This is a genomic window from Pseudomonas sp. ASL4 (assembly GCF_056680395.1).
The window spans coordinates 7,317,045-7,338,357 of the sequence record NZ_CM155280.1 but is presented as its reverse complement, the minus strand read 5'-3'; the positions used below and the strand labels follow the sequence as shown (position 1 = coordinate 7,338,357).

Annotated in this window: 20 protein-coding genes; 12 read left to right on the top strand and 8 right to left on the bottom strand. The window is 58.6% G+C overall.

Annotated features, from left to right (window positions below; translation table 11 throughout):
- The first annotated feature begins 89 nt into the window (after positions 1–89).
- Together AC1MEW_RS33605 and mmsB are read left to right on the top strand one after the other, a co-directional pair.
- Positions 90–1,616: a CoA-acylating methylmalonate-semialdehyde dehydrogenase gene (locus tag AC1MEW_RS33605; protein WP_201255806.1), complete on the top strand. Its 1,527-nt coding sequence runs from the start codon at positions 90–92 to the stop codon at positions 1,614–1,616.
- A 10-nt stretch (positions 1,617–1,626) separates the two neighbouring features.
- Positions 1,627–2,514, top strand: a complete 888-nt coding sequence (gene mmsB, locus AC1MEW_RS33600; protein ID WP_322270487.1) for a 3-hydroxyisobutyrate dehydrogenase — start codon at positions 1,627–1,629, stop codon at positions 2,512–2,514.
- 251 nt (positions 2,515–2,765) lie between these two features.
- Here mmsB and AC1MEW_RS33595 read toward each other — a convergent pair whose 3' ends face one another.
- Complete coding sequence (locus AC1MEW_RS33595; protein ID WP_008024653.1) at positions 2,766–3,110, bottom strand: cupin domain-containing protein; 345 nt, start codon at positions 3,108–3,110, stop codon at positions 2,766–2,768.
- A 301-nt stretch (positions 3,111–3,411) separates the two neighbouring features.
- On the opposite strand from AC1MEW_RS33595, the gene kynB reads away from it, so the two are divergent.
- Both kynB and kynA read left to right on the top strand, forming a co-directional pair.
- Positions 3,412–4,077 (top strand): arylformamidase, encoded by a 666-nt coding sequence (gene kynB / locus AC1MEW_RS33590; protein WP_480425024.1) that lies wholly within the window; start codon positions 3,412–3,414, stop codon positions 4,075–4,077.
- Positions 4,074–4,928: a tryptophan 2,3-dioxygenase gene (gene kynA, locus AC1MEW_RS33585; RefSeq protein WP_322270489.1), complete on the top strand. Its 855-nt coding sequence runs from the start codon at positions 4,074–4,076 to the stop codon at positions 4,926–4,928. Before kynB ends, kynA begins: the two co-directional genes overlap by 4 nt.
- A 63-nt stretch (positions 4,929–4,991) precedes the next feature.
- Here the strand turns inward: kynA and AC1MEW_RS33580 are convergent, their stop codons facing one another.
- From AC1MEW_RS33580 to antA, 4 genes are read right to left on the bottom strand one after another with little or no spacing between them, the layout of a single operon-like run.
- Complete coding sequence (locus tag AC1MEW_RS33580) at positions 4,992–6,395, bottom strand: amino acid permease (protein WP_201255809.1); 1,404 nt, start codon at positions 6,393–6,395, stop codon at positions 4,992–4,994.
- 43 nt (positions 6,396–6,438) lie between these two features.
- The gene (gene antC / locus AC1MEW_RS33575; RefSeq protein ID WP_480425021.1) at positions 6,439–7,458 is read right to left on the bottom strand and encodes an anthranilate 1,2-dioxygenase electron transfer component AntC; all 1,020 of its coding nucleotides are present in this window, start codon (positions 7,456–7,458) and stop codon (positions 6,439–6,441) included.
- Between the two features lie 18 nt (positions 7,459–7,476).
- Positions 7,477–7,968 carry an anthranilate 1,2-dioxygenase small subunit gene (antB, locus tag AC1MEW_RS33570; protein WP_201255811.1) on the bottom strand — a complete coding sequence of 164 codons (492 nt, stop codon included), beginning with the start codon at positions 7,966–7,968 and terminating at the stop codon, positions 7,477–7,479.
- 2 nt (positions 7,969–7,970) lie between these two features.
- Positions 7,971–9,359, bottom strand: coding sequence for an anthranilate 1,2-dioxygenase large subunit (gene antA / locus AC1MEW_RS33565; RefSeq protein WP_201255812.1), 1,389 nt, complete (start codon positions 9,357–9,359; stop codon positions 7,971–7,973).
- Between the two features lie 435 nt (positions 9,360–9,794).
- On the opposite strand from antA, the gene AC1MEW_RS33560 reads away from it, so the two are divergent.
- Positions 9,795–10,808 (top strand): AraC family transcriptional regulator, encoded by a 1,014-nt coding sequence (locus AC1MEW_RS33560; RefSeq protein WP_201255813.1) that lies wholly within the window; start codon positions 9,795–9,797, stop codon positions 10,806–10,808.
- Between the two features lie 205 nt (positions 10,809–11,013).
- On the opposite strand, the gene AC1MEW_RS33555 is transcribed toward AC1MEW_RS33560, so the two are convergent.
- Positions 11,014–11,487: an Lrp/AsnC family transcriptional regulator gene (locus AC1MEW_RS33555; RefSeq protein ID WP_201190789.1), complete on the bottom strand. Its 474-nt coding sequence runs from the start codon at positions 11,485–11,487 to the stop codon at positions 11,014–11,016.
- 220 nt (positions 11,488–11,707) lie between these two features.
- Here AC1MEW_RS33555 and kynU point away from each other — a divergent pair, with 220 nt between their 5' ends.
- The 3 genes from kynU to AC1MEW_RS33540 all read left to right on the top strand — a co-directional run bounded on the left by kynU (position 11,708) and on the right by AC1MEW_RS33540 (position 15,891).
- A complete protein-coding gene (gene kynU, locus AC1MEW_RS33550; protein WP_480425020.1) occupies positions 11,708–12,958 on the top strand; it encodes a kynureninase in 1,251 nt (416 codons plus the stop codon).
- 104 nt (positions 12,959–13,062) lie between these two features.
- The gene (locus AC1MEW_RS33545) at positions 13,063–14,376 is read left to right on the top strand and encodes an OprD family porin (RefSeq protein ID WP_480425018.1); all 1,314 of its coding nucleotides are present in this window, start codon (positions 13,063–13,065) and stop codon (positions 14,374–14,376) included.
- A 75-nt stretch (positions 14,377–14,451) separates the two neighbouring features.
- Positions 14,452–15,891, top strand: a complete 1,440-nt coding sequence (locus AC1MEW_RS33540) for an amino acid permease (protein ID WP_201255816.1) — start codon at positions 14,452–14,454, stop codon at positions 15,889–15,891.
- Here the strand turns inward: AC1MEW_RS33540 and AC1MEW_RS33535 are convergent.
- Positions 15,832–16,716, bottom strand: coding sequence for a LysR family transcriptional regulator (locus AC1MEW_RS33535; RefSeq protein ID WP_480425017.1), 885 nt, complete (start codon positions 16,714–16,716; stop codon positions 15,832–15,834). The two genes, AC1MEW_RS33540 and AC1MEW_RS33535, sit on opposite strands and share 60 nt — an antisense overlap.
- A gap of 218 nt (positions 16,717–16,934) precedes the next feature.
- Between AC1MEW_RS33535 and AC1MEW_RS33530 the strand changes: the two genes are divergently transcribed.
- Positions 16,935–17,699 carry a sulfite exporter TauE/SafE family protein gene (locus AC1MEW_RS33530; RefSeq protein WP_480425015.1) on the top strand — a complete coding sequence of 255 codons (765 nt, stop codon included), beginning with the start codon at positions 16,935–16,937 and terminating at the stop codon, positions 17,697–17,699.
- On the opposite strand, the gene AC1MEW_RS33525 is transcribed toward AC1MEW_RS33530, so the two are convergent.
- Positions 17,689–18,003: a putative quinol monooxygenase gene (locus tag AC1MEW_RS33525; protein ID WP_201200376.1), complete on the bottom strand. Its 315-nt coding sequence runs from the start codon at positions 18,001–18,003 to the stop codon at positions 17,689–17,691. The genes AC1MEW_RS33530 and AC1MEW_RS33525 overlap by 11 nt on opposite strands.
- Positions 18,004–18,164: 161 nt before the next feature.
- Here AC1MEW_RS33525 and mdaB point away from each other — a divergent pair, with 161 nt between their 5' ends.
- The 3 genes from mdaB (at position 18,165) to AC1MEW_RS33510 (ending at position 20,877) form a co-directional block, all read left to right on the top strand.
- Entirely contained in the window at positions 18,165–18,755 is a 591-nt protein-coding gene (gene mdaB, locus AC1MEW_RS33520; RefSeq protein WP_201200378.1) for an NADPH:quinone oxidoreductase MdaB, read from the top strand.
- A gap of 213 nt (positions 18,756–18,968) precedes the next feature.
- Positions 18,969–19,880: a LysR substrate-binding domain-containing protein gene (locus AC1MEW_RS33515; RefSeq protein ID WP_480425013.1), complete on the top strand. Its 912-nt coding sequence runs from the start codon at positions 18,969–18,971 to the stop codon at positions 19,878–19,880.
- A gap of 103 nt (positions 19,881–19,983) precedes the next feature.
- Positions 19,984–20,877: an NAD-dependent epimerase/dehydratase family protein gene (locus AC1MEW_RS33510; protein WP_480425012.1), complete on the top strand. Its 894-nt coding sequence runs from the start codon at positions 19,984–19,986 to the stop codon at positions 20,875–20,877.
- Positions 20,878–21,313 lie beyond the last annotated feature (436 nt).

Genomic DNA, 21,313 nt, shown 5'->3' with positions numbered 1-21,313 from the left:
GTCCGACAACCAATTCGCGACACACGCCTCATCTCAAGGCGACTTACCCGCCTTGGCTCCCTGCATAACAATAAGTATTGGAGACCAGCATGAACGCATCGCTCACGCCAAACGAAACCACCGTCCAAACCGTAAAGCTGTTGATCAACGGCGAGTGGGTCGAGTCCCAGACCACCGAATGGCACGACATCGTCAACCCGGCGACCCAGCAAGTGCTGGCCAAGGTTCCGTTTGCTACCGCGCAAGAAGTCGACGCCGCCATCAGTGCCGCTCACCGCGCCTTCCAGACCTGGAAGCTGACGCCAATCGGCGCGCGGATGCGCATCATGCTCAAGCTCCAGGCGTTGATTCGCGAACACTCCAAACGCATCGCCGTGGTGTTGAGTGCCGAACAAGGCAAAACCATTGCTGACGCTGAAGGCGACATTTTCCGTGGCCTGGAAGTGGTCGAGCATGCTTGCTCCATCGGCACCCTGCAAATGGGCGAGTTCGCCGAAAACGTTGCAGGCGGCGTTGATACCTACACCCTGCGTCAGCCAATCGGCGTTTGCGCCGGCATCACGCCATTCAACTTCCCGGCGATGATTCCGCTGTGGATGTTCCCGATGGCCATTGCCTGCGGCAACACCTTCGTGCTCAAGCCGTCCGAACAGGATCCGCTGTCGACCGTACTGCTGGTGGAACTGGCGATTGAGGCTGGTGTTCCGGCGGGCGTGCTCAACGTGGTTCACGGTGGCAAGGATGTGGTGGACGCGCTCTGCACCCATAAAGACATCAAGGCGGTTTCCTTCGTCGGTTCGACCGCCGTCGGCACTCACGTCTACGACCTGGCCGGCAAACACGGCAAACGCGTGCAATCGATGATGGGCGCCAAGAACCACGCCGTGGTGCTGCCGGATGCCAATCGCGAACAAACTCTCAATGCGTTGGTCGGCGCCGGTTTCGGTGCGGCCGGTCAGCGTTGCATGGCCACGTCGGTGGTGGTGCTGGTGGGCGCGGCCAAGCAATGGCTGCCGGACCTGAAGGCACTGGCGCAGAAACTCAAGGTTAATGCCGGTAGCGAAGCAGGCACTGACGTCGGCCCAGTGATTTCCAAAAAGGCCAAGGCGCGGATTCTGGATCTGATTGAAAGCGGCATCAAGGAAGGCGCGAAGCTGGAGCTCGATGGTCGCGAAATCAGCGTTCCTGGCTTCGAGAAAGGTAACTTTGTTGGTCCAACGCTGTTCTCCGGCGTGACCACCGAAATGCAGATCTACACCCAGGAAATCTTCGGCCCGGTGCTGGTGGTGCTGGAAGTCGACACCCTCGATCAGGCGATTGCACTGGTCAACGCCAACCCGTTCGGCAACGGCACGGGCCTGTTCACCCAGAGCGGTGCAGCGGCGCGTAAATTCCAGAGCGAAATCGACGTCGGCCAGGTCGGGATCAATATCCCGATTCCGGTGCCGGTCCCGTTCTTCAGCTTCACCGGTTCCCGCGGTTCGAAACTCGGCGACCTCGGCCCGTATGGCAAGCAAGTGGTGCAGTTCTACACTCAGACCAAGACTGTCACCAGTCGCTGGTTCGATGACGACAGCGTCAACGACGGTGTGAACACCACCATCAACTTGCGTTAAGGAGCCGGACATGAAAATCGCTTTTATCGGTCTCGGCAACATGGGCGCGCCGATGGCGCGCAACCTGATCAAGGCTGGCCACTCGCTGAACCTGGTCGATCTGAACAAAACCGTTCTGGCCGAGCTGGAGCAACTGGGCGGCAGCATCAGCGCTTCGGCCCGCGAGGCCGCAGAAGGTGCAGAGCTGGTGATCACCATGTTGCCCGCCGCTGTGCATGTGCGCAGCGTCTGGCTCGGTGAGGACGGCGTACTCGCCGGTATCGGCAAAGGCGTGCCAGCGGTGGATTGCAGCACCATTGATCCGCAAACCGCGCGCGACGTGGCTGCCGCGGCTGCCAAGCAAGGCGTGGCCATGGCCGATGCACCGGTCTCCGGCGGCACCGGTGGTGCAACGGCCGGGACGCTGACCTTTATGGTCGGCGCCACCCCTGAACTGTTCGCCACTCTGCAACCGGTATTGGCGCAGATGGGCCGCAACATCGTCCATTGCGGCGAAGTCGGCACCGGGCAAATCGCCAAGATCTGCAACAACCTGCTGCTGGCGATCTCCATGGTCGGCGTCAGCGAAGCCATGGCCTTGGGCGATGCGCTGGGGATCGACACCGGCGTGTTGGCCGGGATCATCAACAGCTCGACCGGGCGTTGCTGGAGTTCGGAGATGTACAACCCATGGCCGGGCATCGTCGAAACGGCACCGGCCTCGCGCGGTTATACCGGCGGTTTCGGTGCTGAGTTGATGCTCAAGGATCTGGGGCTGGCCACGGAAGCGGCACGTCAGGCGCACCAACCGGTGGTGCTTGGCGCGGTGGCGCAGCAGTTGTATCAGGCGATGAGCCAGCGCGGGGAGGGTGGCAAGGACTTCTCGGCGATCATCAACAGCTATCGCAAACCTCAGTAAAGGTATCCGAGTCTGGTGGTGAGTGAATTTTTTGTGGGGTGGAGGCTTGCCTGTGGCGAGGGGGCTTGCCCCCGTTGGAGTGCGCAGCACTCCCCTGCATTTCTTCCGTCACGACCTAGTCGTCAGGTTTTACGACGGCTTCGCCGCCGAACGGGGGTGAGCCCCCTCACCACAACAGCACTCAGCCGCAGGTAACGCGTCATCAGTATTTTTCCGAGAGACCACGTCGGGTGGTCTCTCGGTTTTTTGCATCAGGCAAACACAAAATACTTACGCACGGTCTCAACCACTTCCCACGTGCCTTTCATCCCCGGTTCGATGACGAAGATATCCCCGGCGCGCAGATGAATCGGCTCTTTCCCTTCTGGGGTGATGATGCAGTAGCCCTCGCGGAAATCGCAGTATTCCCACTTCACATATTCCACGTACCACTTGCCCGGCGTGCAGATCCAGGTGCCCATGATCTTGCTGCCGTCTTCGCTGGTATAGGCGTTGAGGTTGACGGTGTGCGGGTCGCCTTCGAGTTTTTCCCATTTGCAGGCGTCGAGCACCGGCAGCGGGTGGGTATCGCGAAGAACGGTGATAGGTGCGGACATGTGAACTCCAGACATAAGCAGAAGAACGAAGTCGCCACCCTATAGGGCTTGGTCCGGGATCAGTTGTCTGTACTCGACACTGAGCTATCCAGAAACGCAGCTACCCTCATCAATCCACGCAACGCTTGGCGGATGAGAGTGGCGTTTGAGCGATCTGCTTTTTCCCGTTGAAACTTCCTCTCAAAAAATCCCTGATTCCTGGCAGTTCCTGCGAAAGAACCAGGCGTTTTCGAAGGTTTTCGCAAGAATATTCACGGGTATCACTCGTATCATTCATTTCGGACCATGCCGAGAGTTTGCAATGAAAAAAATAAGATCGTGGTGGGATATCAGCCCGCCCTTGAGCGCGGCAACACCGACCTGGCCGGGTGATACGCCTTTTCAGGAAGAACGCGTCTGGACCTTCGGGCCTGAGTGTCCGGTGAATGTCGGGCGCATTACCCTGTCGCCTCACACGGGCGCCCATGTCGACGCGCCGCTGCATTACAGCGCTGATGGCGCGCCGATTGGGGAAGTGTCGCTGGACGTTTACATGGGGCCTTGTCGCGTAGTGCATTGCCTGGACAGCGGCCGACTGGTGCATCCTGAGCAACTGGCCGGTCGTTTGCTCGATCTGCCCGAACGTGTCCTGTTGCGAACCTATCGACAGGCACCGCTGACGACCTGGGATGCGGACTTCACCGCGGTCGCCAAGGAAACCGTCGACTTGCTGGCCAGCCTCGGCGTGCGCTTGATCGGCATCGATACGCCTTCGCTGGACCCGCAGCAATCCAAGACCATGGATTCGCACAATGCCGTCGCTCTCCATGGCATGGCGATCCTGGAAGGCATCGTGCTCGACGAGGTCCCGGAAGGGGACTACGAACTGATTGCACTGCCGCTGCGCTTTGCCAATCTCGACGCCAGCCCGGTCAGGGCCATTTTGCGTCCACTCAATCCACCGCCACGTGAGGAGCCTGCGCAATGAGCCAATGTCCGTATTCATCGGGTCAGCCGCCAGAGGAATGGCATGACGCCGAGCTGAATTTTTCCGACTCCATGAGCTATGGCGACTACCTGGATCTTGGGCGCATTCTCAGTGCCCAGCACCCGTTGTCCCCGGACCATAACGAGATGCTGTTCATCATCCAGCACCAGACCTCCGAGCTGTGGATGAAGCTGATGTTGCACGAGCTCAAGGCTGCCCGCGAACACCTGCGCCTGGGAGAGTTGCCGCCGGCCTTCAAGATGCTGGCGCGGGTTTCGCGGATTTTTGATCAACTGGTGCATGCCTGGACGGTGCTGGCCACGATGACCCCGACCGAGTACCACTCGATTCGGCCATTTTTGGGGCAGTCATCGGGCTTTCAGTCGTTTCAATACCGAGAAATCGAGTTCATTCTGGGCAATAAAAGCGCGACTTTGTTGCGCCCCCATGCCCATCGTCCGGAGCTGTTACAGGAACTCGAAAAGGCGATCGCCACGCCGTCGCTGTATGACGAAGCGATTCGTTTGATGGCCAGCGCCGGCCTGCAGATTGACCCGCAGCGCTTCGAGCGTGACCCGACCAGCGCGACGCAGCATGACGCTTCGGTCGAAGCGGCGTGGCGTGTGGTGTACAAAGATCCGTCGCGTTATTGGGACCTTTATCAACTGGCCGAAAAACTCATCGACCTCGAAGATTCGTTTCGCCAGTGGCGCTTTCGGCATGTCACCACGGTTGAGCGGATCATCGGCTTTCAACCGGGTACCGGCGGCACTGAAGGTGTCGGTTATCTACGCAAGATGCTCGACACGGTGCTGTTCCCGGAGCTGTGGCGCGTACGCTCGACGCTCTGATCCGAACCGGATAAAAAAAGCCCCGGCATTCATTGAATGCCGGGGCTTTTTGTTAAGCGGGGATTACTGAGCGACTGGCACAGCCCGATCCCGCGCCACACGCACCCGGTAGAACACGTAGATAATTAACACCCACACCGGTATCGCAATGACCGAGGCGCGTATACCCGGGATCATCCACATTACCCAGATGATCATGGCCATGAACGCCAGGCACAGGTAGTTGCTGAAGGGAAACCAGAACGACTTGAAGCCCGGCACGATGCCTTGCTGGCCCATGACTTTGCGAAACTTCAGGTGGGTCAGGCTGATCAGTGTCCAGTTGATCATCAGCGAGGCGACCACCAGGGCGAACAGCAGCTCCAACGCTTCATGCGGGGCGAGGTAGTTGACCAGCACCGACAACATCGTGATCAGCGCCGATATGCCCAACGCGCGCAACGGCACACCCTGTTTGTTCAGCTTCATCAGCGACTTCGGTGCATCGCCCTGTTCGGCCAGGCCGTAGAGCATGCGGCTGTTGCAGTAGACGCCGCTGTTGTAGACCGAAAGCGCCGCAGTGAGCACCACGAAGTTGAGGATTTGCGCCGCCGTATCGCTGCCGATCAGGGAGAAAATCTGCACGAATGGGCTGCCGCTGTAAGCATCGCCGGACGCACCCAGGGTTTGCAGCAGTTGATCCCATGGGTACAGCGAAAGCAGTACGGTGAGTGCGCCGACGTAGAAGATCAATACGCGATAAACCACTTGGTTGATCGCCTTGGGGATGACCTTCCTCGGTTCGCTGGCTTCAGCCGCGGTGATACCGACCAGTTCCAGGCCACCAAACGAGAACATGATGAACGCCATCGACATCAGCAAACCGGTGGTGCCATTGGGGAAGAAACCGCCGTGGCTCCATAGATTGCTGACTGAGGCTTGCGGGCCGCCTGAGCCGCTGAACAGCATGTAGCAACCCAAAACGATCATGCCGATAATTGCCACGACCTTGATGATCGCAAACCAGAATTCCATCTCGCCGAAGACTTTGACGTTCATCGTATTGATCAGGTTGACCAGCACGAAGAACACCGCCGCGCTGACCCAGGTGGGAATTTCCGGCCACCAGAACTGCACGTATTTGCCGACGGCCGTCAGCTCTGCCATGCCGACCAGCACATACAAAACCCAGTAGTTCCAGCCGGACAGAAACCCGGCATAGCCGCCCCAGTACTTGTGGGCGAAGTGACTGAAAGAGCCGGCAACCGGCTCTTCGACAATCATCTCCCCCAGCTGGCGCATGATCAGGAACGCGATGAACCCGGCAATCGCGTAGCCGAGAATCATCGACGGCCCGGCCGACTTGAGTACACCAGCCGAACCGAGGAACAGCCCGGTACCAATCGCTCCGCCCAGAGCGATCAGTTGAATATGGCGATTTTTCAATCCTCGTTTGAGCTCGCCCTGTTGCAAGATTTCATCCGCCATCTCGTTCCCTTTTGATTATTGTTGTCAGGTCTGATGTGAAGCGTCAGATATTACTCTCGGTGAATTTTTCGTAATACAAATGAACGCTCTCCAGTGCCTGGGATTGCAACCAGCTCTTGATCGATTCGACCATCGGCTGTGGCCCACAGACATACATATCGGCAGGTGCGTCGTGGAGTTCACTGATATCGAAATGTTCGGCAATGTAGCCGCGTTTTCCTGTCCATTGCGGCGTCGGGTCACTCACCACTTCAGTGTAGCGAAACCCTGGAATGCGCTCGGCATAGGCCTCGATGCGTGCTCGTTCGCACAGGTCGGCGGCGTCCCGCACGCCGTAATACAAATGCACCGGTTGCGGGCATCCACGCTCGGCCAATTCGTCGAGCATGCCCAGTAGCGCGGAAAGCCCGGTACCACCCGCCACCAGGATCAGGGGCTTGGCAACGTGACGAAGATAGAAGGCGCCCAGTGGTGCCTCCAGCCCGATTTTGTCGCCCACCTGACAGCGTTCACGGATGTAGTTGCTCATCACGCCGTCGGGTAACAGTCGAATCAGGAATTGCAGGTGATTGCCGCTGCTCGGCCGATTGGCGAACGAATAGGAACGCTTGCTTTCAGTCCCCGGGATCAGCAATCGGGCGTATTGCCCCGGCAGAAAGTCCAGCGGGTTGGTTGGGCCAAGATCCAGATGCAGGATCGCTGTGCTGGCTGAGATCTGTCGGACTTCAGTGACCGTGCCACTGAGTTGCTCAGGCCCCGGTGCATTGCACAGGCTTGAAGCAAAGTCGAAATAGAACGCTGCGTCGGATTTGACCCGGGTCTGGCAGCTGAGCATTTTGCGTTGCTGCAGGTCTTGGGCGGAGAGGGCTTCCTCGTCGACGTAATCCTGGCTGTAGTCTCCCGAGTCGCATCGACCCTGGCAGGTTCCGCAGACGCCTTCGCGGCAATCCAGGGGAATGTTGATGCCGTTGCGCAGGGCGGCGTCGAGCAGTATTTCGTTGGGTTGTACGGGAAAGAACAGCGTTTTTCCGTCGGCAAAGCTGAACGCGACCTTGTGGTTCATGCCCCGGTCTCCATGGTTTCAGAGGTGGTAGAAATCGAGCACCGAGTTGATGGTGTCGTTGAGCAGCAGCACATGCTTGCGGGTGATCCGCCAGCTGTCTGCGTGGGGCTTGAGGTGATACGTCGCACGGCCGAAGAACTGCTCGGAAGTGGCCAGGCGATAGAACAAGGTGTGCCAGTTCAGGCGCACTTCCAGCTCACCGCCGTCGAGCTCGCTGATCCGCACGTTGTTGATCAGGTGCGAGGTGCGCGGCATCGGTGTCGATGAAGCGGATTTACCAGTACGCAAGCGGAAAACCCGGTCTTCCAGCCCCGAACGGTTGGGGTAGTAGATCAGCGACATTTCGCGTTTGGGGTCGCGGGTGTAGACGTGTTCCGAGTCCCATTGCGGCAGGTGAAACTCACTCTGCTCGTCGAACAGGTTGATGTAGGCGTCCCATTCCTGGGCATCGCACAGTTCGGATTTGCGGTAGAAAAACTGCTCGATCTGGTACTGCAATTGCGCATTCATGTTCACACCTCACGCAGTTTCAGGGATTTCGCTTCCAGGCCATCGAGCAGGAATTTCTGCCAGTTGCTGTGCTGGTTGACGTAAAGCCCTTCGTGGGTGAATTCGGTGCCGGTCATGGCCGGTGCGATGCCGATGGACTCGCTGTTGGGCGTAGCGCCGGTTTCCCAGCGGTGGCTGCCGCGGGAAATATCGCTCCAGCGTTCCAGGCGCGCCTGGAAACCACGCTGGGCTTCGCGAAATTCCACCAGGTCATCCGGTGTGCCAAGGCCCGATACGTTGAAGAAATCTTCGAACTGACGAATGCGGTTTTCCCGATCCGCGTCCGACTCGTTTTTAACCCCCAGGCACTGGCTGATGATCTCGGTTTTGTTCCAGGCCACCGGGCGGATGATGCGCAGTTGCGAGCTGATCTGATCGAGGAAAAACAGGCTTGGATAGATGTTCAGATTGCGCAGCCGATGCATCATCCATTCGGCTTTTTCCTGGCCGTGCTCTTCGATCAGACGCGGCATGATCGTGGCGTAGCCGGAGCGCACGGCGGGGTTCGGCATGTCACTGAACAACAGGCTATGGCCATTGTTGAACGCGAACCAGCCGTCATCGGTATTGGCGTCGCCGGCGCCAAGTTTGCTGTAGTCCAGCGTGCCGCTGGAGCTGGTGCCATTCTCGGTGTTGACCTGCTGGCGGTGTTGCACGGTGGCCACGTAGTTATAGTGGACGGTGCTGACGTGATAGCCATCCAGGCCGTTTTCGTTCTGCAGCTTCCAGTTGCCGTCGTAGGTGTACGCCGACTTGCCGGGCAACACCTCCAGCTCTCCGGTCGGCGACTGGGCAACCATCATGTCGAAGAACACCTTGGCGTCGCCGAGGAAGTCTTCGAGGCTGTTATCGGCGTGTACATCCAGGCTGATAAACACAAACCCCTTGTAGCTCTGGATGCGCGCTTTTTTCAGGCCGCGTGTGGCCTTGTCGAAACCTTCGGGGTATTCGCCGGGCGCCTTGACCTTCACCAGGCGGCCGTCGCTTTTGTAGCACCACGCATGGAACGGGCAGGTGAAGGTCGACTGGTTGCCCTTGCCGACGCGGGTCAGCGTCGTGCCACGATGTTGGCAGGCGTTGATCAGTGCATTTAGCTGGCCGTCGCCGTCGCGGGTAATGATCATGGGCTGGCGGCCGGCGCGCATCGTCACGAAGTCGTGATTGTTGGCCAGCTCGCTTTCATGGCAGGCGTAAATCCAGTTCTTTTCGAAGATCAGTTCCATCTCCAGATCGAACAACTGCGGCTCGGTGAAAATATCCCGGGCGATCCGGAATACGCCGTCTGTCGGACGGAAGTCCAGGCAGCCTTCAATAAACGCTTTCCACTGCTCGACGTTCTTTTCGCCACTCATGGGTCTGTACCTTTTTTGTTCGGGCCAATCGGTTGTGCTCATTAGAGGGAGTGGGGCAGGTTGGGGTCTATCCGGTTTGTCGGCGAAGGCAGTCCATAAAATTGGCGGGCAGTGGCGGGCCTAAAAGATCGCAGCCTTCGGCAATCTCGTGCGCGTCGGGTAACAGGCCCGCGTATCAAACCGTGCAGCGCCTACCCAAATCCGGCACCAAGCGATAAACGGCCGCACCTGTTTGCAGCATTCAGGTACTGTTTTGTTGGGCGGGTGTACTGTTCGAGGACGCGCCCAAGGTTCAAAGCGACCGCTTTATCCACTTAGTCGGTGATTGCTATCCACTGGGTTGGACTGGCGGTTTAGTGGCTTGGAACTTGCTGTTTTCAAGCCGAATACGCGCCGTCAGAGCGCGCAGAAAAATATCGCCGTGAGTGCACCGTGATGAATAGCAAAACTGATCCGCAGTTTCGCGACATTCGTATTGATAGATTCGACCTTGAGGGTGCGAGGACCTGGATGTCCGGCATCTGCGGGCCGCATCGTCTCGTGACCGCGACCCCCGAGCGCATTCGCTTTCATCACAGCGCCAATGTGTTCAAGTCGATGGCCACCACGTTGGGCACTATCGAATACGGCACCGACGTCACCGTTGACATCGAAGACGCCGAACACTTCAGCAGCTACAGCCTGAGTTTGCCGCTGGTGGGCGAGCAGGAGTTGAGCAAGAACGGCAGTGTGTTGAAGTCCAATCGCGATCAAGGCGTGATCATTTCACCGAATGAAAACCAGGTGCTGGCGATCTCCGGCGATTGTCGCAAAGTCCAGGTGGTCATCACCCGCGCCGCCATGAGTGAGTCGCTGGAGGGCCTGTTACAGCGACCGCTGGAGGCGCCGCTGCGGTTCGAATCGGTAATGGACGCGGTCGACGGGGCATCGGCTTCGTGGTGGCGGATGGCGCGGTATTTCATCGCCGAACTGGAGCGCAGCAGCGAATTATATGAGCAGGTTGCGTTCACCCGGGACATCGAGAGTTCCTTGATCAAAGGCTTGATCCTCGCTCAGCCGAACAACTACTCCGAAGAACTGAGGAACGTGTTGGGCGTGAAGTTGCCGCATTATCTGATCAGGGCCCGGCAATACATCCACGCCAACGCCCGAGAAGCGCTGCACCTTGAGGACATCGAAGCCGCGACCGGGGTTTCACGCTTCAAGTTGTTCGAGGCTTTCAAAAAGTACTTCGCTTTGTCGCCGATGGTTTACCTGAAAAAATACCGTTTGAATGCCGTGCGCCAGGACATCCTTGAACACGGTTCTGCGCGCAATATTTCCGAGATCGCCCTGAGCTGGGGCTTCACCCACCTCGGGCGTTTTTCTGTTGAGTACCGCAAGTTGTTCGACGAATCCCCGAGCATGACCTTGCAGCGTAACGAAGCCCGCCGCATGCGCGGTTTCTAGGGGCGCAGCGGCAAATGCCAGTCCGTTAAGCATGACATTGAACCTGTGGCGAGGGAGCTTGCTCCCGCTGGGCTGCGAAGCGGCCCCGCTCTCTATCCAAAAGAAAGGGGACTGCTGCGCAGTCCAACGGGAGCAAGCTCCCTCGCCACGGGTTATTCGTCGCCCGCTCTATCGCTTAACTGATCGGCACTAGGCGCAGCGGCCTTTACTTGCGCACCACCAAATCCAGCAACTCCTCACGTTCCTTGATTTTTTGCAGGACGATTTCAGAGCGGATATCGGTGACGCCCGCGGTGCGGTTGAGCTGGTTGACGATGAAATCGGAGAAGTGTTTGAGGTTGCGTGCCTGGACCCGCAACACATAGTTGCTCGCCCCGGTAATCACATAGGCGGTGACCACTTCGGGCCACAACTGGACCTTCTTGATGAAGGTCTCATGCCAGTCCTCGACGTCCTGTCGCAACGACACATGGACGATGGCTTCCAGTTCAATTCCCAGCCGTTCGGCACTCAGTACCGCGCGATAACCCGTGATGATTCCCTCACTTTCCAGCAGGCGTAAACGGCGTAAACAGGCGGACGGCGAGAGGGCTACTTTCTCCGCCAATTCCTGGTTACTGATACGGCCATCCTGTTGCAGGTAATGCAGGATTCGCAGGTCTGTGGCGTCGAGAATCATGATTGAATAAATCCGCGTTTATTGGGGTTGGATTCGAATTTCCTGCGAGATAACTACTATATGGCTGGTTACTTTGCACGAAAATTCTCCAAAGCTTCGTTCATTATTTCTCCACCGAGGCGGTGCAGAAAACGCCTGAAATATGGCACTGAGCACCTTCCTCGACTCGATTATCGCGATCTGCCCGGACGGCACATCCTTCAAAAAAACAGGGCCCACAATGACTACAAGAAACGATTGCCTGGCGCTTGATGCGCAGGACACTCTCGCACCGCTGCGTCAGCAATTTGCGCTGCCCGAAGGGGTGATTTATCTCGACGGCAACTCGCTGGGTGCACGGCCGGTCGCTGCTTTGGCGCGCGCTCAACAGGTGATCGCCGAGGAATGGGGCAATGGCCTGATCCGCAGTTGGAACAGCGCTGGCTGGCGCGATCTCAGCGAGCATCTGGGCAACCGATTGGCTGGGCTGATTGGTGCGCGTGACGGTGAAGTGGTGGTGACCGATACGACCTCAATCAACCTGTTCAAGGTGCTCAGCGCCGCTTTGCGTGTGCAAGCCACAAGGTCGCCGACGCGGCGGGTGATCGTTACCGAAACCAGCAACTTCCCCACCGACCTGTATATCGCCGAAGGTCTGGCAGACATGCTGCAGCAGGGTTACACCTTACGTCTGGTCGATAGCCCCGAAGAGCTGCCGCAAGCGATTGACCAGGACACTGCCGTGGTCATGCTTACCCACGTCAACTACAAAACCGGCTACATGCACGACATGCAGGCCCTGACCACGCTGACCCACGAATGTGGCGCGCTGGCCATCTGGGACCTGGCGCATTCTGCTGGCGCGGTCCCGGTCGACTTGCATCAGGCGCGCGCCGATTACGCAATCGGCTGCACCTACAAGTACCTGAATGGCGGTCCCGGTTCGCAGGCGTTTGTCTGGGTTTCACCTGATGTGTGTGATCTGGTGGCGCAGCCGTTGTCGGGCTGGTTCGGGCATTCGCGACAGTTCGCCATGGAGCCTGGCTACGAGCCGAGCAGCGGTATCGCTCGCTACTTGTGCGGCACTCAGCCGATCACCTCATTGGCGATGGTCGAATGCGGTCTGGATATCTTTGCCCAGACCGACATGGCCAGCCTGCGCCACAAATCCCTGGCCCTGACCGACCTGTTTATCGAACTGGTCGAGCAGCGCTGCGCCGCTCACGAACTGACCCTGATCACCCCGCGCGAACATGCAAAGCGTGGCAGCCATGTCAGCTTCGAACATGCCGAAGGTTACGCCGTAATTCAGGCCCTGATCGCCCGTGGTGTGATCGGTGACTACCGCGAGCCGCGGATCATGCGCTTCGGTTTTACCCCGCTGTACACAACCTTCACCGAAGTCTGGGATGCGGTGCAGATCCTCGGCGAAATCCTTGATCAGAAAACCTGGTCGCAAGCGCAATTCCAGGTCCGCCACAGCGTTACCTGATACATCCGCCTGCTTGTCTTGCAGCTGGGGTTTTGCCGGCAGCAGGGCTTCGCTCGCCTCAAATAAACAGTTCTGTGAAAACACAATAATAAGGAGCACGCAGAATGAAACTGTCCCTCTGGCCCGCCTTGCCGCTCGCCATCAGCAGTTGCCTCGGTCAATTGGCCTACGCCGCCTCCGACAATGGATTCGTCGAAGACAGTAGCCTCACGCTGACCAACCGTAACTTCTATTTCTACCGCAACAACCTCAACAACCCTGGCGGTCAAAACTATCGGGACGAATGGGCGCACGGGATCTCGCTCGATTACCGTTCCGGTTATACCCAAGGCATCGTCGGTTTCGGGATCGACGCCTACGCGCAGTTGGGGATCAAACTCGACAGTGGCAAGGGTCGTACCGGCACCGGGTTGCTGCCGGTTGGTGCCGATGGTCGTGCCGAGGATGATTACTCCGAAGCGGGTGGCGCGCTGAAGGCGCGGATCTCGCAGACCGAACTCAAGTACGGCAACCTGACACCGCTCAACCCGGTGTTTGGTACCGGTAATGCGCGACTGTTCACCCAGCAGGCCAACGGCTTCCAACTGACCAGCCGCGAATTGAAAGGACTGCTGCTCGACGCCGGGCACTTCACCTCTGGCAATGACAGTGCGTCGACCAATAGCGACGGCGCCCTGAAAGCGCTATATGCCGGCGTGGAAACACGTAGCGTCGACTACCTGGGCGGCAGCTACGCGTTGAACGATCAGTTGAGCGTCAGTCTCTACGGTTCACAGTTCACCGATATCTGGCGGCAGTACTACGCCAATGCCAACTACACCTACCCGGTGAGTGAAAACCAGTCGTTGAACCTGGACTTCAACATTTACCGCACCAACGACACTGGCCAGAGCCTGGCGGGCAAGATCGACAACACCACCTGGTCGATGGCCGCCGCCTACAAGGTCGGCGCTCACCGGTTGACCCTGGCTTACCAACGCGTCGACGGTGATGAACCGTTCGATTATCTGGGGTTCGACCAGCAGCCGGGCGCTTCGATTTTTCTCGCCAACTCAATACAGATCGTCGACTTCAACGCCCCCAACGAACGTTCCTGGCAACTGCGTTATGACCTGGACATGGCGCCTTTCGGCGTGCCGGGCCTGAGCTTCATGTCGCGTTACGTTAATGGCAATCATATCGACGACAGCCACTATGACGGCGGCGTCAACGGCGCGTACGGACGTTACGGCAGTGACGGCAAGCGCTGGGAACGTGACATCGAAGCCCGCTATGTCGTGCAATCGGGCACGGCCAAAGACCTGTCGGTGCGCGTGCGTCAGGCCACGTTGCGATCCACCCGTCAGGTCGCCCAGGCAGACACCACTGACAACGATGAAATCCGGGTCATCATCGAGTATCCGCTGAGTATTTTTTGATCCGTATGCTGCTGTGTATGGCTGATCCCAACGACGTGCTCTCCTCAAGAAAGACAATATTCAGAGGCTGGAAAAATGACCGACAAAACCGGTTTTGAAACCATATCCAAACGTGAGCAGGGACTGCGGCGCCAACTGACTTCGGGCCAGATGAGCATGATCGCCATCGGTGGTGCGATTGGCACCGGGCTGTTTATGGGCAGTGCCTACGCCATTGGTTATGCCGGGCCGAGCGTGCTGCTCAGCTACGCCATTGGTGCCGTCATCACCTTGCTGTTGATGGGCTGCCTGGCTGAAATGACCGTGGCCCATTCGACCTCGGGTTCGTTCGGCGCCTATGCCGAATTCTATGTCAGCCCGTTGGCCGGGTTTCTGGTGCGCTATGCCTATTGGGCCGCGATTGTGCTGGCGGTCGGCACGGAAGTGACGGCGGTGGCGATGTACATGAAGTACTGGTTTGCCAACGTGCCGGAATGGATCTGGATCGTCTCGTTCTCCAGCATCCTGATCGTACTCAACGCGATCAGCGTGAAGACGTTCGGCACCTTCGAGTATTGGTTCTCGACCATCAAGATCGGCGCGATTGTCGGCTTTATCATTCTCGCGGTGTATGTGGTGTTCGGGTCTGGCAACCCGGCGTACGGCGTCCACAACTACACCGCCCATGGCGGCTTCTTCCCAAATGGTCTGCAAGGCATGTGGATCGCGGTGATCGTCTCGATCTTCAGCTACCTGAGCGTGGAAATGATCGCGGTGGCGGCGGGTGAAGCGCAGGATCCGGAGCAGGCGGTGAAGAAGGCTTTTCGCGCGACCATCGTGCGGCTGGTGGTGTTTTACCTGCTGACCCTGGCGCTGATGTTGGCCATCGTGCCGTGGGTTCAGGCCGGTCACGCGCAAAGCCCGTTCGTGACGGTGATGCAAACCATCGGTATTCCCGGCGCTACCGGCGTGATGAATTTCGTGATTCTGATCGCGGCATTGTCGGCGATGAACAGCCAGCTCTACATCACCACGCGCATGATGTTCAGCCTCTCGCGTGGCGGCTATGCACCAAAATCGATGGGTGTGTTGAGCAAGAGCGGGATCCCGCTGAATGCCTTGTTGCTGTCGAGTTCGGGCATCGCCCTGGCCACCTTGCTCAACATCCTGTACCCGGAAAGCTCCTTCACCTTGATGATGGCGATCTCGATGTTCGGCGCCATTTTCACCTGGTTCATGATCTTCCTGACGCACTACTGCTTCCGTCGCTATCACGAGCGCAACGGTGAGCGAAAACTGTCGTTCCGCATGCGCCTGTTCCCCTACACCACCTTGTTGGGGCTGGTGCTGATGGGGGCGGTGATGATCACCACTTACTTCACCGAAGCCTTCAAGATGACGCTGGTTTTTGGCGTGCCGTTCCTGCTGATCCTCTCGCTGGTTTATGGCCTGTTTTTTAGAAAAGCCAAAGTTGCCTCACCCAGCGAGCAAGGCCTCGAGCAAGGCTCTGGCATAACCGGGCAGGCTGGTGAATGAGCGGGCGCACAGCAGCAGTTTTCGCTGTGCCCAGTCGTCGTTCAGGGCAACGCTTTTGAACGATTGATCAACGCCCCGGCGCTGGATCGCGGCCAGCGGCACAATCGCCAGCCCTGCGCCGCGAGCGACCATGCGAATCACCCCGTCGAAACCTTCCGCACGGATGCGGATTTGCATGCGGATACCGGCGTGTAACGCCTGTTCTTCGAGGTACACCGCCAATGCGCTGTTGGCGGGTAGCCCGACGTAATCGTGAAACAAGGTGTCGCTCAAACTGGGTGTCTGGACGTCGGCCAAGGGATGGTCGCGGGGCATGATCAGCACCAGTGGATCATCACGAAAGGGCAGCGTTTCGAGGGTATGGGTGTCTACCGCATCGGTGACGATACCGAGGTCCGCCGCGCCCTGGCGCAGGGCGTGAGTGATGCGGGCGCTGGGCAGTTCTTGCAGGTCGATGTCGAGGTTAGGGTGCTCGCGCAGGAAGTCTGCGAGCAACTCCGGCAGGTATTCGGTGATCGCGGTGGTGTTGCACAACAACCGCACCTGGCCTTTGACCCCTTTGGCATAGTCGGCGAGGTCCTGTTGCATGCGTTCAGCCTGTTGCAGCAGAACCCTGGCGTGTTGCGCCAGGGCTTTGCCGGCCGGCGTTGGCGTGACGCCGCGGCGATTGCGTTGTAGAAACTCGATGCCCAGCGAGGCTTCCATGGCTCGGATGCGCGCGCTGGCGGCGGCCAGGGACAGGTGACTAAGCCCGGCGCCGGCGGTGATGTTGCCGGTGTCGAGGATGTTCAGATAGAGACGCAGGTCGGTCAGGTCGAAGTGCATCGTTACACCTTCAGGTTTTTTGTTGTCCCATCGGGCGCCATCGCGAGCAAGCTCGCTCCCACCGGGGATCTCTGTATGGCGCAAATCCCTTGTGGGAGCGAGCCTGCTCGCGATGGCGTCATCAGCCTCTACGAATTCCTCAAGCCTATTGCAAAACAAGAGGCAACCTCAGTATATGGCAGATTTTCAACCCAACCATCCGGGCCCACCATAGCCCCATGAATACTCTCGCCACGTTCTACCAAAACCTCGGTCTGGCCCTGTCTATATTGGTCATCGCCACCTTCCTGCTCGCCGGCATGATCAAAGGTGTAATAGGCCTCGGCCTGCCGACTATCGCCATGGGCCTGCTCGGTCTGGCTATGGCGCCGTCGCAGGCTGCGGCGTTGTTGATCATCCCCGCGACCCTGACCAACGTTTGGCAACTGGCATTCGGCGGGCACCTGCAAGGGCTGATCAAACGCTTGTGGCCGATGCTGCTGGCGATCTTCATCGGCACCGGCGCTGGCACAGTGTGGATCGGCATGGCCGGTGGTCATTGGGTGGTACGGGGATTGGGCGCGGCGTTGTTGATCTACGCCTTGAGCGGTCTGTTTCTACCGACGATGCGCGTCGGCAGTCGCACCGAGCGTTGGCTCGGACCACTCTGCGGCGTACTGACCGGTGTCATTGCCTCGGCCACCGGCGTTTTCGTGATTCCGGCAGTGCCCTATCTGCAAGCACTGGGTCTGAACAAAGACGAACTGGTGCAGGCGCTAGGCCTGTCGTTCACCGTCTCGACCCTGGCACTCGCCGCCGGCCTGTTCTGGCGCGGCGCCCTCGGCGGTGGTGAGTTGAGCGCCTCGTTGCTGGCGTTGATCCCTGCGGTGCTCGGCATGTTGCTCGGGCAATGGTTGCGTCAGCGGATTAGCGCCGTGTTGTTCAAGCGAGTGTTCTTTATCGGCCTCGGTGTGCTCGGCGGCCACTTGCTGGTCAGCGGCTAGCCGATGACGAACTGAGCATGTCGATCGGGCGGATGTCGAAATCCTGCTCCAGATAGTCCATGCGCTGATCGCGGAACTGCTGCATGTGCGGCAGGTTCGAGTGCACGTCCAGGTGGGCCTGGGACTGCCAGATCTCGTAGAAGATAAACAGTGTCGGGTCCTGCTTGTCGCGCAGCATGTGGTACTCGATGCAACCGGGTTCGGCGCGGCTCGGCTCGACGTAGGCGCGAAACAGCGTTTCGAAGGCCTCGGCTTTTTCCGGGCGGGTCTTGGCGTGCAGGATGAAGCCTTGTACGTCACTCATCGAAAATCTCCCTCAAGTTAAGAATCGGCGAAAGTCTATGGCAACAATCGCCTGTCGATTCGTGCGTTTTGGTCAAATGAATTTTGTGAATCCGGCGCTTATTCCGCGCGAGGTGGGTCGTTACTCTGCCGCCATCAAATTCCAGCCTTCTGAGACCTCTCATGAAAAAAGTCCTCTTGCTCAACGGCGGCAAAAAGTTCGCCCACTCCGATGGCCGCTACAACGCCACCCTGCACGGCACCGCGCTCAGCGTGCTGGATCGCGGCGGCGTGGATGTGAAGAGCACCTTCATCGACGAGGGCTACGACCTCGCGGAAGAAGTCGCCAAGTTTGTCTGGGCCGATGTGATCATTTACCAGATGCCGGGCTGGTGGATGGGCGCGCCGTGGACCGTGAAAAAGTACATCGACGAAGTCTTCACCGAAGGCCACGGCAGCCTTTACGCCAGTGACGGCCGCACCCGTTCCGATGCGTCGCAAAAGTACGGCAGCGGTGGTTTGTTGCAGGGCAAGCAATACATGTTGTCCCTGACCTGGAATGCACCGCAGCAAGCGTTTGACGACCCGACTGACTTCTTTGAAGCCAAAGGCGTAGACGCGGTGTACTTCCCGTTCCACAAGGCCAACACCTTCCTCGGCATGACCGGTTTGCCGACGTTTCTGTGCGTGGACGTGATGAAACGCCCGGACATCGAACGCGACATGGCGCGGTATGAGCAGCATTTGATTGAGGTGTTTGGTCTCAAGGCCTGACTGTCAGCTACTATCGAAAGCCTGACCTGTGGCGAGGGGGCTTGCCCCCGTTGGGCTGCGAAGCGGCCCTGAAACCAGCGAGTCGGTTTTTTCTGACACACCGCAAGCACGGGTTTTGCGACTGCTGCGCAGTCGAACGGGGGCAAGCCCCCTCGCCACAGTAATCCCATGCCATTAGGGATTTGCCACAGGAATATTCGATAAGGGACCCACGTGAAAGCCAGATCCGATGAATTGCAGATTTTCGTCTGCGTGATTGAATGCGGGTCGATTTCGGCTGCGGCGGAGCAGGTCGGGCAAACGCCGTCGGCGGTCAGTCGCACGCTGTCGCGGCTCGAAGCCAAGCTCGACACCACGCTGATCAACCGCACCACCCGGCGCATGGACCTGACCGAGGAGGGCAAGTATTTCTTCGAACACGCCAAGCTGATTCTCGATCAGATGGACGAGCTCGAAGAGCGCCTCAATTCCCGTCAGCAAACCCCGTCCGGGCGCCTGCGCATCAACGCCGCATCACCCTTCATGCTGCACGCCGTCGTGCCGTACATCGATGAGTTCCGCCGGCTCTACCCGGACATCCAGCTCGAACTCAACAGCAACGACCTGATCATTGACCTGCTGGAACAAAGCACCGACATCGCCATCCGCATCGGCACCTTGGCCGACTCGACCTTGCACGCCCGATCACTGGGTTGCAGCCCGCTGCACATCGTGGCCAGCCCGGCGTATCTTGAGCAACACGGCACACCCGCCGCCGTTGCCGACCTCAACGGCCACGCGCTGCTCGGTTTTACCCAGAACGAAGGCCTCAACCAATGGCCGCTGCGCCATGTGCACGGTGATCGCTGGCCGATCAACGCGGCGATCAACGCCTCCAGTGGCGAGACCGTGCGGCAACTGGCGCTGGAAGGCCAGGGCATTGCCTGCCTGTCGCATTTCATGACCATCGAAGACATTCGCGCCGGGCGCCTGAAGGTGGTGCTGGCGGATTTCAACAGCGGCTATCGCCAGCCGATCAACGCGGTGTACTACCGCAACTCGCAACTTGCCCTACGCATTCAGTGCTTCCTGGACTTCATCCAGGGCAAGTTGGCGGTTTACGCGAATGCGGATTTCAAAGGCTGATTCGTGACCCCTGCGCAAGAGTGAATTGGGCCAGCGGGTATGTTTCGACAGGGATCGGTCCTTGATACTCGTGGCATCACTTATTCACGCAGGGAGTTTCTCCATGAACGTATTCGTTACCGGCGCCGCCGGTTTTATCGGCGGCTCCATCGCCACCGGTCTGGTCCAGGCCGGCCATAAAGTTACCGGCCTGGTGCGTAGCGCCGAGCAAGCCCAAGAACTGACCGCGCTGGGCATCACTGCGGTGATCGGCACGCTGGATGACAGCGCTCTGCTGGCCGAACAGGCCCGCGCCGCCGACGCCGTGATCAACGCGGCCAGCAGCGACCATCGCGCGGCCGTGGAAGCCTTGCTCGATGCGCTGCGCGGTTCGAACAAAGTGTTCCTGCACACCAGCGGTTCGAGCATCGTCGGCGATGCGTCGGGCGGTAAGTCCAGCGACGTTATCTACTACGAAGACAACCTGCCGGAGCCGACTGTAGACAAAGCCGCACGCGTGGCCATCGACAACCTGATTCTCGCCGCCGCAAAGGACGGAGTGAACTCCGCCGTCATCTGTAACACGCTGATCTACGGCCACAGCCTGGGCGTCAAGCGCGACAGCGTGCAGTTGCCGCGCCTGCTCAAACAGGCACGCAAAAGTGGTGTGGTCCGCCACGTCGGCACGGGCCAGAACATCTGGTCCAACGTGCACATCGAAGACGTGGTTGCCCTGTACCTGCTGGCGCTGACCAAAAACGTACCGGGCACGTTCTATTTCGTTGAAAGCGGCGAATCCTCGTTCGTCGACATGACCACCGCCATGGCGCAAGCCTTGAAGCTCGGCAAGCCACAAGACTGGCCGCTCAAAGACGCCGAAGCCGAATGGGGTTATGAAATGGCCAACTATGGCCTGGGTTCGAACAGCCGGGTTCGCGGCAAGCATGCGCGGGAACTGCTGGGCTGGGCGCCGAAGCGGACTTCGGTGACCGAGTGGATCCTGCACGAAATGGTGTGATGTGATCGATGGCTGAATCTGCTTGAAGTTTCAATGTATGGCCTGCCCGTGAGCAATATGCTCTCGGGCGGGCTTTTTTATGTCTGAAGATTAATATTTTATTTGCTATTTAAGTCCCCGGAAATAAAGGGGCTTAGGGTGATATTTAATTTGTGCATGGGGTGATATTTAATTTTTAGCGGGTGATGTACAGAGGTGTTCGGAAAATTCCTACTAGGCTGTTACCTGAATCAACATAGTCAACTCCGATGGCAAGCCTGTGAAGTGTCCGTCAACAACTTGTTATCCCGGCATCAGGCCGGGTACACAGGTAAATGCGCGTGGATTTTTTTGCAAAAGGAACTTGCGATGGCAACAAATACTCTTGACGCCTTCTCGTAAAGGCCTATCCCGGCGAGCCACATGACGTCGCCTTCCCACGCTATATGACGTTCGG